We start from the raw sequence: 13815 nt of genomic DNA on the forward strand, positions 1-13815 counted from the left end.
GCGTCAGGTTCTGTGCGACTGGCGGTGGTGTGCGTGGTGAGCCTTTCGCCGTCCTGGTTCGCTTAGCGGGCTCCCGCCGGGGCGCGGAGCTGTTCGGTCAGCCGCTCGAGTTCGGCCACCGTGGCAGGTGAGAGGTCGCTGAGTCCGCTGTTCACAGCCGTCGGGCTCTTCAGGAAGCGTTGGAGCGCGGGCACAAGGAGTCCTTGCGGCAGAGCCCGCAACGCGGCGAACGCGCGAGGTACCGGCGGCGTCTCCAGCGCGGCGAGGTTTTGCCGCATGCGGTGGAGCATGCCGCGTACAGCGTCCGGGGCGTCGGCCAGCGCTACCGGGCCGCCCGCCGCGTGTACCGCCTGACCGAGCGGGACCTCGAACGCGGCGTGCGTACTGAGCCAGGCATCCATCTGCGGCTCGGCCTTGGCGTTGATCCCGGCAGTACGGAACGTCTCCACGATCCGTGCCAGTCGCGGGGTGGTGCGGCCGTCGGGTTCGCCGATCGGCATCGCGACCCGGCGGGTGATGAAGTTGGTCTTGCGGTAACGGACCACGTCGCCGTCCATCGTGCCGCCGACCGCGGGGAAGCCGAGCAGCACCCGCTCGTGGCCGATCACCGAACCCAGCGTCTTCGGACCGGCTGCCCAGTTGAGCAGGAACAGCACGTCACCTTGGACACCAGCGAGTGATTCCAGCACTGCATCCACCTGGTGGGTGCGGACGAAGACGGCGATCAGGTCGTACCTGCCGTCCGGACGGTCTATGGCCGCTACCGGCACCCGCCTGACAGGGCCGTCCTCCTCGGCAAGCCGCACTCCCTGTAGGCGCAGGGCGGTCAGGCGTTCGCCCCGGGCGAGGAGCGAGACCTCGTGGCCCGCCTCGTGCATGTGGGCGGCGAACAGGCTGCCGCAAACCCCGGCGCCGTACACGAGCAGCTTCATGACAGTCTCCCTCATACGTTCGTTTGATTCATACGTTCGTTTGATTCAAGCATATGTAGAGTCCTCGTGTGGCGACTCCAGACACCCGCACCCAGATCCTCGACGCGGCCGAGCACCTCTTTGCCGAGCACGGATACCGTGGCACCTCGGTCCGTGCGATCACCCATCTCGCCGGAGCGAACCTGGCCGCCGTCGGCTACCACTTCGGCTCGAAGGCTGAGCTGATGGCGGCAGTCGTCCGCCGTGTGGTCGAGCCCATCACCGCTGCCCAGTGCGCCGGGCTCGACAAATTGCTCACCCGGACCCCCGAACCACCGGTCGGCAAACTGGTGGAGGCGTTCGCGGGGCCGCTGTTCGACGAGATGCCGGCCGGCGGCGAGGGCGGCGCCCGGACGTCCCGGCTGATGGTGACGATCCTCAGCGACCCGGCCGAGGAGGCACGCAGCTGGACCGGCCCGGCCGAGGACTCCGTCCGTGAGCGCTACTTCGCAGCCTTCACGCGCGTACTGCCCGGCCTTTCCCCGGAGGAGCTGTCGTTCCGGATGAGGGGGATCTTTGCCGTAACGGCCGTCGACCGCCTCCAGGTCCACCAGCAGCCCACACCTGGCTGTATGTCCCCGGTAGCGGGCGAGGCGGCCCGACGGTGGGCGATCACCTTCCTGACGGCAGCGATGAGTGCGCCACCGATCCGGTCCTGAGGACCCAAGACAGACGCCGGCGTCACGGGTCAGGCGGCGTTCGCAACGGTCCGCGCAGACCTGAACGGCGCGCTCGCCGGCACCGCAGACTGCACAGTGCTGCCCAACCTCACCCGCGGCGGACGATCGATCCTGGTAGTGGAGGACGTCGTCGTCGCCGAGGCCCACCGTAGGCAGGGCGTCGGCAAGCAGCTGATGGATGCCACCGCGCGACTTGCCGCATCAGGACCGGATCACCGCGGCAACACGGTGATCCAACGCGATCGGACACCTGAGGGGCCGGGTTGCCCGCGGCCTTGGTGGAAGGCCCAGGACATGAACCATGACTCCGACCATCCGCTACGGCAAGACCGCTACCGCATGCGCACAAAAGGGCCGCCATCTGTCTTCGGCCGCCTGGCCGCCGCGTACATCGCCCAGTTGCGGTCCGTGCCCCACCAGCGGCCGTCTGAGAGGGGGTTGCCCGGAATCCGGTGATCACTACGCGCGGCGAGTCGTCTCGGCTTGGCTCGGTGGACCCGGCCTCACCGGGCAGGGAGGTGCGCCGCTCCGATCCGCTGCTTTGACATACCGAGGCGTTCATACGTGGCGACAGCAGGCGCGTTGCCGGTGAGCTTACCGGGCATTCCTGGAAGCCGATCTGTACTCCGAGGGTGAGCCGGTTCTCGTCGATGCGTCCAGGGAGTCGAGGTACGTGGAGAGTTGCCCGGCGGCGTGCAGCTGGGCCGTTCCACGGGACCTGAGGTCGCGCCGCCATCCTTCCAGGGTACGGGTCAGCGCTTCGGGGCTTCCGGCTTCGCGGAGTTCTCGGAGGACCGTGGCGATGGTGTCCAGGGGCCGGCCTCCCCGGCGTAGCAGGTGGGCCAGTTCGGCGTCGCGTACGTCCTGCGCGAAGTACTGGCGGTGTCCGCGCGGGTCACGTTGGGGGGCGAGCACTCCAGCGCGCTCCCAGGCGCGCAGGGTGGCCGGGTCGAGCACGAGGTGGCGGGCGAGTTCGCCGATGCTGTACGGCGCCGAGACGCTGTACGGCGCCGAGTTGCCGGACGGCGTAGCCGGGGCGAAGGATCCGAGGTGTGAGAGTGCCGCTTCGACGGTTCGTAGCGTGTGGCGGTCGCGAGCCAGAAGGCAGTGCCCGTCGTCGACGTACTCCAGTGCTTCGTCGAGTCGGCCGCCGGTGACGGCGTGCATGATGCGACGGCTCGTCGAGTAACCGAAGGCAGGCACGAGCGCAAGGTAGGCCGCGAGGCCGGCGGCGTGAGTGGCGGTGTAGTTCCGGTACCCCGTCCGGCTGCGCTGGGCCGGCGGGATGATGCCGCCGTCCTCGTAGTTGCGGACCGCCTGCGTGGAGAGGCCATGGCGACGGGCCAGGTCCACGGGCCGCATGTGTCCTCCTGATTGAGGGTTGGGACGGCAAGTGAGCGGAGGACTCGTCGCAGAGTCTCCACCGGCCGTTCAAGGATACGATTCAGGGCCATGGCACAGAGCAAGCACACCGTGTCCGGAGACTTCGATCTGACGATGGACGAACTGCGCGTCGTGGCGCGTTACGTGGTCCGGCACGCAGAGGACGTCCTATCTGTTTTTGAGCAGACTGTTCCCGATGATCCGCGTCCACGTACGGCGATCGACGCAGCCTGGGTGTTCATCAACGGCGCCAGCAGGACGATATTGCAGCGCGTCACGTCTCTCGACGCTCATCGAGCCGCTGGATGTGCACCTTCCGAAGCCGCGCGACTGGCCGCGCGATCTGCCGGTGACGCGGCATCGGCCGCATACCTGCACCCCATCGCCCAGGCCGGCCAGGTCGGTCACATCCTGCGAGCCTCCGCGAGCGCCGCACACATCGCGGAGATCAGGGCGGGCGGCGATCCCGCGACGGTGGACGCCCTGCTGGAACGGTCGAGGCGGCGTGCGACACCGGTGCTCGTCGATGTGCTGTGCCGCTATCCGCCCGCGGCGGGCGGCGGCAGTCGCGTCGCTCGGCTGATGAGCACGCTGGACCATTCCCTGCGTCAGGCGGCTGGACGGCCGTCAGGGCGCACTGCGGCGCGCGGCGCCGACGTGCGCAAGGAGAGGGAGTGCACGTCATGATCCTTCCGAAGGTACGTGACCCTCGCTTCGTGACGATCCGCCGCGGCGGGACGCTCACCGATGCGGATCACCATCTCCTCGCTCTCTGGGCTGCCGACTGTGCGGAGCACGTCCTTGGTCTCTTCGAGTCGGCCCGGCCTCAGGACCCGCGACCGCGTCAGGCGATCGAGCAGGCGAGGGCCTGGGTGCGTGGCGAGGTCAAGATGATGCAGACGCGCGCGGCGGGCGGCCATGCGATGGGGGCAGCCAGAGATCTGAGCGGGGCCGCACGGCATGCCGCGTACGCCGCAGGCCAGGCCGGGGCCGTCGCCCATGTCGCCGCGCACGAGCTCGGCGCGGCCGCCTACGCGATCAAGGCCGCGCGTGCGGCGGCATCGGAGGGCGAGAGCGAGACTGCGGGACGAGCCGAGTGCCAGTGGCAGCGCGACCAGCTCCCGGAAGCGATCCGGGAGCTCGTACTTGATGACCAGCAGCTGCGCAACGACATCTGCTGGTCGGTGTTCGACTGCTGAAGCTGAAGCTGAAGCCGAAGCCGAAGCCCGCTCCACGGCCCGGGCGTCGGCCGAATCCGTGGAAGCCGCCCGCCCGGACGCCGGTCCTTGAAGGAGCAGGCGGCCCTCGGAAGCCGCGGCCCGGCGTCGTTCCGGCCCCCGCAGTCACACACCGCAGGAGTATGAGCATGTCTCGACGTATCGCTATCGTGCTCACGGGTCTCGTCCTCGCGGGGTCCCTCGGACGGTATGTGCCTCGGAGCCCGCACTGTGGTGCCGTGCCACCCGGCACCCACTGGGCCGAACGCTTCGGCGCCACACCGCGATCTCCCCGACCACTCACCGGGCGTGGACGAGTGAATTCAGTCCGGTTTCGAGGAGCCGGGCCGCGCGCCGGACGTCGTCGGTGACCGCGTCGTGCAGTTGATCGAGGGGCCGGGCGCCGCTGAGATGTCTGCGCAGCGCCCGGGCCTGGATGGGCCACAGGGCGAGCAGGGCGGCTGCTGTGATCTGGAGCTCGGGGTCGTCCGGGCTTCCCGCGCAGCGCTGGGACAGGGCTTCGGCGGCCACGACGGACTGCTCGTCGGCCATGTCCCTCTGGTAGGCCCGCAGGGACGGCGTCGATCTGATCAGTGCGCCGAAGCGCAGAAACTCTGCCTTGGCCTCGGCCGCGTCGTCCTGTGCAGTCAGCCAGGAGGTGACGTCGGTCAGCTCCCCGGACAGGATCCTCAACGCCGCCTCGACCGGCGGGAGATCCGGGTCGGCCAGGGCGGTGCGCACAGAGTCCGACGTGACCGCGCCCAGGTCAAGGACGAGGGACTCCTTGGTGGGGAAGTAGTTGAACACCGTCTTCTCTGACACCCCGCACGCCGCGGCGACCTCGGAGACGCGTACGGCATCGAAGCCCCGCTCCATGAACATCTCGGTCGCCGTGTCGGACAGCTGCCGGCGCAGCATCCGCTTCTTGCGTTCTCTGAGGCCTTCGTTGGCGGGTTCCTCGTCGCGGCGGCGCAGCGCCGTCCAGTCCACCGTGCGCATGGTCATGACGCAAGCATAGTCCAGTCACCGTATAAGTTCTGCTACTGTAAATATGCAGTGACAGTAAATGTGAACCCGCATCGTCCGTCCTGTCCTTGACGGCAGCGACGGGGCGCTGTCTGCCGAGAGCTGTCTGCCGACATCGGAAGAGGTACGACCATGAGCAGCGCCCTTTCCCCTCGTATCGCCATCGTGGGCGCCGGGCCCGGCGGTCTGCTGTGTGCGCGCATGCTTCAGCTGCACGGCATCCCCGTGATGCTTTACGACATGGACGCCTCGGTCGACGAGCATGACCTCGGCGGCACTCTGGACCTGCATCTGGACACCGGTCAGATCGCGCTGGAGGACGCAGGGCTGATGGGCGCGTTCAACAACTTGGCCCGCCCCGAGGGGCAGACCAAGGCGACCATGGACCACCACGCCACCGTGCTCTCCCGCTTCGTACCCGAAGTGGACGACACCGCGGCACTCGAGATCGACCGCGGCCAGCTGCGCCGCATGATCTACGACTCGCTGGACCCCGCGACGGTGCGGTGGGGCCACAAACTCACCCATGCCGAACCCCTGGGCAACGGAGCCCACCGCCTTCACTTCGACCACGGCGACACCGTCGAGGCGAACCTGGTCATCGGCGCCGACGGCACGTGGTCGCGCACCAGGCCGCTGGTCTCGTCCGCGAGCCCCTGCTACACCGGTGTCTCATTCCTCGACGCCCGATACGACGACGCCGACCGCCGGCATCCGGACATCGCAGCCATCGTCGGGGACGGGCACGCCTTCATCCGCGACGGACAAGGCAACGCCGTCATCGGTCAGCGCAACAGCAGCGGCTACGTCAGGGCCTACCTCGCCATGCGCACCCCCGCCGACTGGTACCGCGAGGCCGGCGTCAGCGACCCGAACGATCCGGCCGACGAGGAGGCGGTACGCGCCCACCTGATCAAGACGTTCGCCTCCTGGGACGCGAGCCTGCTGCCGTTCCTCAGCGACGTCGACGGCGGCTATCGCAACCGGCCCATCCACGTCCTGCCCGACCACCACACCTGGCGCCACACCCGGGGCGTGACGCTCCTGGGTGACGCGGCCCACGTCATGGCACCCTTCGGCGGATACGGCGTCAATCTCGCCCTGCTGGACGGGGCCGAACTTGCCACTGCCATCGCCGCGGAACTCGCCCTCGACACCGCGGAACCCGCCCTCGACACAGCGGAACCCGCCCTTGACACAGCGATACGTCGCTACGAGAGCACCATGTGGAAGCGCGCCGGTGAACTCGCCACCGGCTCCAACGCCGCACTGCAACGCTTCTTCAGTGACGTTGCCCCCGCTCAGCACACACCCCCCGACCATGCCGCCGAGCACCGCGCCTACCAGCAGAAGGCCGCCGCCTATCGCGCCAACCATGGCCACACCGCCGAAGGCGATTAGCTCAAGGCCACCATCAAGGCGCCCCTCGGGTCGCGCTCCCCTTCAAGCGGTCCGCCTCCCGAGGCCCACCCGCCCGGGCCCCGAACCGCTCACCCTCGCCCCCATGGGGCGGAGTGGGCCGACCGAGTACCCCGGTCAGTTCCCGCAGCAGCCGGCCGTGGAGTCAGTCCGGCCAGGCGCGGGGGAAGCGGTGGTCGGCTCTTCGGGCGGGGTGTTCGCGGTGTGGGGCTTGGTGGCCTTGACGAGCGCGGAGTGCATCTCGTCGGCCACGGCGTGGGTCGGGGTGATCTCGATGTCGGTGAACCCGGCTGCCTGAAGTCCACGGCGGTACTCGGTGAAGGACAGAGCGCCTGCGATACAGCCGACATGGTCGCCGCGCTCGGCCCTCTGGGCAGGGGAGAGGGCGTCGTCGGCGATGACATCGGAGACGCCGATACGGCCACCGGGCTTGAGGACGCGGTAGGTCTCGGCGAAGACCGTCTGCTTGTCCGTGGACAGGTTGATCACGCAGTTGGAGATCACCACGTCGATCGTCGCGGCGGGCAGTGGGATGGCCTCGATGGTGCCCTTGAGGAACTCGACGTTCGTGGCACCGGCCTTCTTCTGGTTGGCCAGGGCGAGGGTCAGCATCTCCTCCGTCATGTCGAGGCCGTACGCCCTGCCGGTGGGCCCGACCCGGCGGGCGGAGAGCAGGACGTCGATGCCGCCGCCGGAGCCGAGGTCCAGTACCCGGTCGCCTTCGTGCAGGTCGGCGACGGCAGTCGGGTTGCCGCAGCCGAGCGAGGCGGCGATCGCCTCGGCGGGCAGGTCGTCGCGCTCGCCGCCGGTGTAGAGGGCGGAGCCGAAGGTGTCGTCGATGTCGATCGCGGCCGGTCCGCAGCAGGCGGTGCCGCCCTCGGTGACCTGTACCGCGGCTGCGGCGTAGCGCCGGCGGACGGTCTCGCGCAGATCGGTGGACTGCTCGGTCATGACTGACTCCGTACGTTGTTGGACGGCCTGGACCGGGTTGTATTCGCGTTCTTCGATTCAACCTTGCGCCTTGGATCGAAAAACGTCAACATAGAAGCATGTCGAAACAAGAGCTTGTAGTGCTCGGCCCGGACGAGGCCGACGGCTGCTGTCCGGCCCTGCTGACCGCCCCGCTGGACGATGGGACGGCCACCGATCTGGCCCGCGTGTTCAAGGCCCTGGGTGATCCGGTGCGGCTGCGGCTGCTGTCGATGATCGCCTCGCGGGACGGCGGGGAGATCTGCGTCTGCGACCTCACCCCTGCCTTCGAGCTGTCCCAGCCGACGATCTCCCACCACCTGAAGCTGCTGAAGCAGGCAGGGCTGATCGACTCCGAACGCCGCGGCACGTGGGTGTACTACCGGCTGCTGCCCGCCACGACCGACCGTCTCGCCGCCGTCCTGACCCGCCCCGGCAGCCCCGCCGACGCCGTACCCGCCACCTCATGAGCGATACGACGTCCACGGCGGCCGGGCCGGTCGCGTCCCGGCTGTCGTTCCTGGACCGGTTCCTCGCCGTATGGATTCTTGCCGCGATGGCCGCGGGCCTGGGCCTCGGCCGCCTCGTGCCGGGCCTGGGCGACGCGCTCGCGAAGGTCACCGTCACCGGCGTCTCGCTGCCGATCGCGCTGGGCCTGCTCGTGATGATGTACCCGGTCCTGGCGAAGGTGCGCTACGACCGTCTCGACACCGTCACCCGCGACAGCCGTCTGCTTGTCCCGTCCCTGGTCCTGAACTGGGTCGTCGGCCCGGCGCTGATGTTCGCGCTTGCCTGGATCTTCCTGCCGGACCTGCCCGAGTACCGCACCGGTCTGATCATCGTGGGTCTGGCCCGCTGCATCGCCATGGTCATCATCTGGAACGACCTGGCCTGCGGTGACCGGGAAGCCGCCGCTGTCCTCGTCGCCCTCAACTCTGTCTTCCAGGTGATCGCGTTCGCCGCACTCGGCTGGTTCTACCTGAGCGTGCTGCCCGGCTGGCTCGGACTGGAACAGACCACGCTCGACGTCTCCGTGTGGGAGATCGCCCGCAGCGTCCTCATCTTCCTCGGCATCCCGCTGCTGGCCGGTTTCCTCACCCGCCGCCTAGGCGAGAAGGCCAAGGGCCGGGACTGGTACGAGGCCGAACTCGTCCCGCGTATCGGCCCGTTCGCCCTGTACGGGCTGCTGTTCACGATCGTGGTGCTGTTCGCCCTCCAGGGTGACGCCATCACCTCCGAACCGCTGGACGTCGCCCGGATCGCGTTGCCGCTGCTTGTGTACTTCGCCCTGATGTGGGCCGGGTCCATGGCCGCCGGCCGTGCGGTCGGCCTCGGCTACCCCAAGGCGACGACGCTGGCGTTCACCGCGGCGGGCAACAACTTCGAACTCGCCATCGCGGTCGCCATCGCCACCTTCGGCGCCACCTCCGGCCAGGCCCTCGCAGGAGTCGTCGGCCCCCTCATCGAGGTCCCTGTCCTCATCGGCCTCGTCCACGTAGCCCTCGCAGCCCGCCGCTACTTCCCCGAGCCCCAACCACGGTCTCCCGCGGCCGCCGCCCGGGAAGGTTCCGCTCAGGTCTGACTCATCGGCCTCTCCGCGTAATTTCGTCGCTCATGGAGCCGGGGACCACTACTTCGACGTCCATGAAGGTGGCGGTGTGAGTGTGTCGGTCACATCGCTGACTGTTGCTCACCGAACCGTTCTGTGGACGAGGTTGCCTTCATGCCGTTGCACTACCGATCCTGCACGTTCCGCTACAGCCGCAGGAGACCCCCTGTCATCGACAGGCTCGACCTGAATCTCTCGCCGGGCAACACCGTGCTCCTGGGTCCCAACGGGGCCGGCAAGAGCACTCTGCTCGCGCTCGGAGCGAGCGCGAGCGCGCCTCAGGACGGGGAGGTCCGCTTCGGTGAGCTGCGGTCCTCGAACAGCAGGACCCTGCGCGACTACCGGCGCAAGGTTTCCTGGCTTCCCCAGCGGGCTTCGTTCCTTCCAGGTATGACATGCCAGGAACACGTCGCCTACGTCGGCTGGCTCAAGGGAATGAGGGAGCGTGAGGCATGGAGCGCCGCCCCCGGAGCGATCGAGCGTGTGGGACTGACGACGAAGGCCAAGGACAAGGTCGGCACCCTGTCCGGTGGACAACAGCAGCGGCTGGCCATCGCCCAGGCCCTGGTCCACGATGCGGAACTCCTCCTGCTGGATGAGCCCACAGTCGGCCTGGACCCCAGCCAACGCCGCAGGTTCCACGACCTGCTCGTCGCACTCCGCGGAAGCGTGCACGTGATCGTCTCCACCCACGACATCGCCGATTTGGACCAGGCTTTCGACGAGGTCGTGGTCGTGGAGGACGGCACTGTGAGGTTCCAGGGCGGAGTGGCGGAATTCGAGAGTCACGCCGACTCCGAAAGCGTTCCAGGGCGGCGTATGGAGAGTGCGTACTCGGCTCTGCTGGGAGTCGTGGAACAGTGATCGCACTCGGGAACCTACGTGCGTCCTCCACCCCTTGGCTGGTACTGCCGGCACTTCTCTACATGGGAAGTCTCGTCCGGGGTGAAAGCTTCTGGGGCATACCTGATTACGGACCCGCGTCGGGTGAGTTGGCCTCGTGGGGAATCGCCGCAATTGCTCCTGTGGTTGCTGGGGCCACGGCCTGGGAAGCCGGCCGTCAGCGAAGCATGGGGGACATCAGGAAAGTCAGCTCACGAAGCACGGTGAGCCAGTGGTTCTGGGCAGCCCGACCGGTCTTCGTGCTCCATCTCCTTCTCGTCGGCGGCGCTCTCATCATGGCCAGGCTCGCAGTCGGGGTCTGGCCCAGCGGCTCCGGACTGTTCGCCGTCGGGCACCTGCTGCTGCTCCCTTGCGGCTGGATGGTCATCGGTTGGGTGGTGGGGCTGCTGTGCCCCCGCGCCGTGGCCGCACTGGTCGCCGCGGTCGGCAGCTGGGCGTGGCTGGCCATTCCGCACTCCATGAGCGCTCCTGCATGGCGCCATCTGGTCGGTTTCCCGACCGAGAGCTCCACGCTGACCGACACGCTCGACCCGATGGTCTACCTCGTCCCATGGCTGGTCACAGCAAGCCTCACCGCGGCCGTTGTTCTGCTGACCGGTGTCCGCCGCAGGCCATGGCTGCTCGCCTGCAGCGCGGCCGTCGTCGCAGCCGCACTGTTCACCGGCCGCATCCTGGTGTCGGACTGGGGGTACAGCCCACTGATGAATGCGCGTGTGGGCCACACCGCATGCGTGGGTAAGGCGCCCGCGCTCTGCCTGCCCGAGGAGTACGAGCAGGAAGCAGCCGGTCTGCGTCTCGATTCCTTGCCTGCCCTGGAGGCACTGCGAGCCGCCGGAGTGCCCAGCCCTCGGACGCTTCGAATGGTCTCTGACGACCTCGACCTGAAACCGGGCACCTGGCCCCTGTACTGGTCGCCGGGAAACTCCGCGCAGCAATTCGAGACCGACCTCGCGCGGTCGGCCGTCGTCGGCGTTGCCGCACTCCACGGCGTGCGTGACTGCCGGCAGCCGTACCTGGCCGACACATGGGCGCAACTGGTCGTGGGTGCGGACGAGAAGGACGTGCGAGCGAGCGTCCCTCCCCAGGACTGGGCACAGGTGCAGCGGATACGCGAACTCCCGGCCACGCAGCAGGCCGACTGGTTCACCAAAGCCGCCCAGGACCGGACGCACTGTGTGGCAGGCCAGACGTGAAGCTCTACTTCTCCGTCGTACGACGCTGGTGGACAGTGCCCGTAGCACTCGTACTGCTCACCCTGGTCTGCTGGACACTCGGTGGGACAGAGGTACCCGTCCCAGGTTTCCTGGGCGGCATGGTCAGCATGCGCATCGAGTACTTCACACCGATCCTGGTCATCGGAGCAGTCCTGTACTGCTTCGACCGCTGCCTCGGCGCCCCGGAGGCCACAGCAGTTGTGCATGTGCTGCGCTGGGACCTGACGGTCGTCACGACGGCTGTGGCGTTGTGCCACCTGCTCGGCCTGGTCGTGGGCATGGACATCCCACGCAACCTCATGGTGCTTCTTGCGGTGGCCCTGATCGTCCGGCGACTGACCAACGAGGCCGCGGCCGGCGCCGCCTGCTTACTCCTCCTGCTGGTCAGCGCCAGCCTCGGCCGCGCCAACCAGCCTTCCGGGCAACCTGTCGGCCGGTGGTGGGCCCTCACTCTTTACCCACCCGAGAGCCTGAGCGCTTGGACGGCAGCTCTCGTCCTGTTCGGATTGGGGCTACTGGCATCCGGCAATCGACTCTCATCGAAACGCTCATCGCGATGACCAGATGACCAGCAGACAGCGGTGCGGCGATCCCGAATCCCTTACAGTGTCGCGTGATGACGATCCTGATCATCGGCGGTAGCGGTTTCCTGGGGTCCGAGCTGGTCCACCAGGCGGCAGTAGTCGGCCACGCGACGGCAGCGACGTTCGCGACCAGGCCGGGTCGGTCTGCGGACGTCGCATGGCACGCACTCGACCTGAGGGACCCCGAACGTGTCGAAGCGGTCGTGGCTGAGACCGCCCCGCGCCTCGTCGTCAACGCGACGAGCGGTGGATCCGACTGGGCGGTCACGGCCGAAGGCCCTGTCCGGCCGGCGATGGCCGCGGCGAAGTACGGCTGCCGTCCGGTTCACGTATCCAGCGACGCGGTGTTGCTTCTCCTCCCTACACCGGCACCCCATGCTCCAGGTACACCGTCAGCCCTTGCTCATGGGCCCGCACACACGCCTCCACCCGCACGGCGAGCCGCTCCACCAAACGCTCCCGGATCCGGCTGACCGCAACGAACTCCATGGCCCCGAGTTCCTCGGGCTGCAAGCGGATCTCCGCCAGCCGGTCCTTGCTGAGCACCCCGCCGTCGAACACATAGGCCAGGCTCTCGCTGCGCCCCGGCCGTGGGCCGCGCCAGTCCACGCCGAGGAGCCGCCCAGGTGCCCACTCCAGCCCCAATTCCTCCTTGACCTCTCGCGCCGCGCCGGCGCGAGGGGACTCGTCCCGCTCCACGGCACCGCCGGGGATCTCCCACAAGGGCTTGTAGACCGGGTCCACCAGCAGCACCCGCCCCTCCGGGTCGAAGAAGAGGACACCTGCGGCGACGCGCTTCCGCGGCAGTGTCCGTTCGTACTCTTCCGGGCTCAATTGCACGTTCATGCACAGGACCCAAACACACCCGCCCGGAGAACCAGCGACTCCTCGCTGGAACTGGTGGAGGTCTTCCTGAGTACCGGAAGCTCACATTTTCTGGACTTGCAGGTCCAATTTGTTCGTCGCACAGTGGCACTCCGCCCCGGCTTTCCAGGGCCCCGACCGGTCGGAAGCGCTATGCGGTTCGGCCGTGCGTTTCGTAGCAGATGACCAAGCAACGGAGTGAATCATGTCGACGCGACTTGAAGGCAGGACCGCCCTGGTGACCGGAGCCACCAGCAACATCGGACGAGCCATCGCGGAGGCGTTCGCTGCCGAGGGGGCGCACGTCGTCGTCTCGGGCCGCAGCGTCGGACGTGCTAAGGAGGTCGTCGACGGCATACGCGCCCGGGGCGGCCGCGCCGACTTCCTGAGGGCCGACCTGGACGGTAGCGCCGCTGCCTCGCAGACGCTGGCCCAGGAGGCTACGCGGGTCCTCGGCGGCCGCATCGACGTATTGGTCAACAGCGCGGGCATTTTCCCCGCGAACACCACAGCGACCACCGATGAGAAGACCTTCGACCAGGTCTACGCGGTCAACGTGAAAGCCCCGTTCTTCCTCACCGCGGCCGTCGCACCGGCCATGGCGGAGGCCGGTGGAGGCGCGATCATCAACCTGGGCTCCTGGATCGCCCGCCTGGGCATTCCGATCAGCGCCCTCTACAGCTCCACCAAGGGAGCCACGGAAACCCTGACCCGCGCCTGGGCAGCGGAGTTCGGGCCGCAGGGCGTCCGGGTGAACGCCATCTCGCCGGGCGTCGTGCAGACGCCCGTCCCCGGCGAGATCCACCCCGGCGAGGTCATGATGAAGGGCACACCCGCAGGCCGGACGGGGACCCCGGACGCCATCGCGAAGGCCGCTGTCTACCTGGCCAGTGACGAGTCGGCTTTCGTTCACGGCATCGTGCTCGATGTCGACGGCGGCCGCACCGCGGTTGCTGTCGTTGCCGACTGACGCGCA

The 13815-nt window shown here is 68.3% G+C and carries 15 protein-coding genes and 2 pseudogenes; 12 read left to right on the forward strand and 5 right to left on the reverse strand.

Features of this window, described 5'->3' with window-relative positions:
• Nucleotides 1–62: 62 nt before the first annotated feature.
• Nucleotides 63–932: a 2-dehydropantoate 2-reductase N-terminal domain-containing protein gene (locus AB0C75_RS22840; protein ID WP_362893532.1), complete on the reverse strand. Its 870-nt coding sequence runs from the start codon at nt 930–932 to the stop codon at nt 63–65.
• A gap of 68 nt (nt 933–1000) precedes the next feature.
• Between AB0C75_RS22840 and AB0C75_RS22845 the strand changes: the two genes are divergently transcribed.
• Nucleotides 1001–1630, forward strand: coding sequence for a TetR/AcrR family transcriptional regulator (locus AB0C75_RS22845; protein WP_362893533.1), 630 nt, complete (start codon nt 1001–1003; stop codon nt 1628–1630).
• 57 nt (nt 1631–1687) lie between these two features.
• Nucleotides 1688–2107 (forward strand): annotated as a pseudogene (locus tag AB0C75_RS22850) (GNAT family N-acetyltransferase); the annotation flags it as partial.
• A 138-nt stretch (nt 2108–2245) separates the two neighbouring features.
• Here AB0C75_RS22850 and AB0C75_RS22855 read toward each other — a convergent pair.
• Nucleotides 2246–3013, reverse strand: coding sequence for a MerR family transcriptional regulator (locus AB0C75_RS22855; protein ID WP_362893534.1), 768 nt, complete (start codon nt 3011–3013; stop codon nt 2246–2248).
• Between the two features lie 90 nt (nt 3014–3103).
• On the opposite strand from AB0C75_RS22855, the gene AB0C75_RS22860 reads away from it, so the two are divergent.
• Together AB0C75_RS22860 and AB0C75_RS22865 are read left to right on the forward strand one after the other, a co-directional pair.
• Nucleotides 3104–3721: a putative immunity protein gene (locus AB0C75_RS22860; RefSeq protein WP_362893535.1), complete on the forward strand. Its 618-nt coding sequence runs from the start codon at nt 3104–3106 to the stop codon at nt 3719–3721.
• Complete coding sequence (locus AB0C75_RS22865) at nt 3718–4233, forward strand: putative immunity protein (RefSeq protein WP_362893536.1); 516 nt, start codon at nt 3718–3720, stop codon at nt 4231–4233. Before AB0C75_RS22860 ends, AB0C75_RS22865 begins: the two co-directional genes overlap by 4 nt.
• Nucleotides 4234–4551: 318 nt before the next feature.
• Here the strand turns inward: AB0C75_RS22865 and AB0C75_RS22870 are convergent, their stop codons facing one another.
• A complete protein-coding gene (locus AB0C75_RS22870) occupies nt 4552–5256 on the reverse strand; it encodes a TetR family transcriptional regulator (protein WP_362893537.1) in 705 nt (234 codons plus the stop codon).
• A 153-nt stretch (nt 5257–5409) separates the two neighbouring features.
• Between AB0C75_RS22870 and AB0C75_RS22875 the strand changes: the two genes are divergently transcribed.
• Nucleotides 5410–6678, forward strand: coding sequence for an NAD(P)/FAD-dependent oxidoreductase (locus AB0C75_RS22875; RefSeq protein WP_362893538.1), 1269 nt, complete (start codon nt 5410–5412; stop codon nt 6676–6678).
• Nucleotides 6679–6813: 135 nt separating this feature from the next.
• Here AB0C75_RS22875 and arsM read toward each other — a convergent pair whose 3' ends face one another.
• Entirely contained in the window at nt 6814–7647 is an 834-nt protein-coding gene (arsM, locus tag AB0C75_RS22880) for an arsenite methyltransferase (protein ID WP_362893539.1), read from the reverse strand.
• 98 nt (nt 7648–7745) lie between these two features.
• Here arsM and AB0C75_RS22885 point away from each other — a divergent pair, with 98 nt between their 5' ends.
• The 6 genes and pseudogenes from AB0C75_RS22885 to AB0C75_RS22910 form a co-directional block, all read left to right on the forward strand.
• On the forward strand, nt 7746–8135 hold the full coding sequence (locus AB0C75_RS22885; RefSeq protein ID WP_362893540.1) for a metalloregulator ArsR/SmtB family transcription factor: 390 nt from the start codon (nt 7746–7748) through the stop codon (nt 8133–8135).
• Nucleotides 8132–9247 carry an ACR3 family arsenite efflux transporter gene (gene arsB, locus AB0C75_RS22890; protein ID WP_362893541.1) on the forward strand — a complete coding sequence of 372 codons (1116 nt, stop codon included), beginning with the start codon at nt 8132–8134 and terminating at the stop codon, nt 9245–9247. Before AB0C75_RS22885 ends, arsB begins: the two co-directional genes overlap by 4 nt.
• Before the next feature lie 141 nt (nt 9248–9388).
• The gene (locus AB0C75_RS22895) at nt 9389–10138 is read left to right on the forward strand and encodes an ATP-binding cassette domain-containing protein (RefSeq protein ID WP_362893542.1); all 750 of its coding nucleotides are present in this window, start codon (nt 9389–9391) and stop codon (nt 10136–10138) included.
• A 242-nt stretch (nt 10139–10380) separates the two neighbouring features.
• Nucleotides 10381–11370, forward strand: coding sequence for a hypothetical protein (locus tag AB0C75_RS22900; RefSeq protein WP_362893543.1), 990 nt, complete (start codon nt 10381–10383; stop codon nt 11368–11370).
• Nucleotides 11367–11951 carry a hypothetical protein gene (locus AB0C75_RS22905; RefSeq protein ID WP_362893544.1) on the forward strand — a complete coding sequence of 195 codons (585 nt, stop codon included), beginning with the start codon at nt 11367–11369 and terminating at the stop codon, nt 11949–11951. The genes AB0C75_RS22900 and AB0C75_RS22905 overlap by 4 nt, the downstream gene beginning before the upstream one ends.
• A 56-nt stretch (nt 11952–12007) precedes the next feature.
• A pseudogene (locus AB0C75_RS22910) lies at nt 12008–12322 on the forward strand (sugar nucleotide-binding protein); the annotation flags it as partial.
• Nucleotides 12323–12335: 13 nt separating this feature from the next.
• Here the strand turns inward: AB0C75_RS22910 and AB0C75_RS22915 are convergent.
• Nucleotides 12336–12821: an NUDIX hydrolase gene (locus tag AB0C75_RS22915; protein WP_362893545.1), complete on the reverse strand. Its 486-nt coding sequence runs from the start codon at nt 12819–12821 to the stop codon at nt 12336–12338.
• A gap of 223 nt (nt 12822–13044) precedes the next feature.
• On the opposite strand from AB0C75_RS22915, the gene AB0C75_RS22920 reads away from it, so the two are divergent.
• Entirely contained in the window at nt 13045–13809 is a 765-nt protein-coding gene (locus AB0C75_RS22920; RefSeq protein ID WP_362893546.1) for a glucose 1-dehydrogenase, read from the forward strand.
• Nucleotides 13810–13815: the final 6 nt, after the last annotated feature.

This window comes from Streptomyces sp. NPDC048565 (genome assembly GCF_040650935.1).
Taxonomy (GTDB): domain Bacteria; phylum Actinomycetota; class Actinomycetes; order Streptomycetales; family Streptomycetaceae; genus Streptomyces.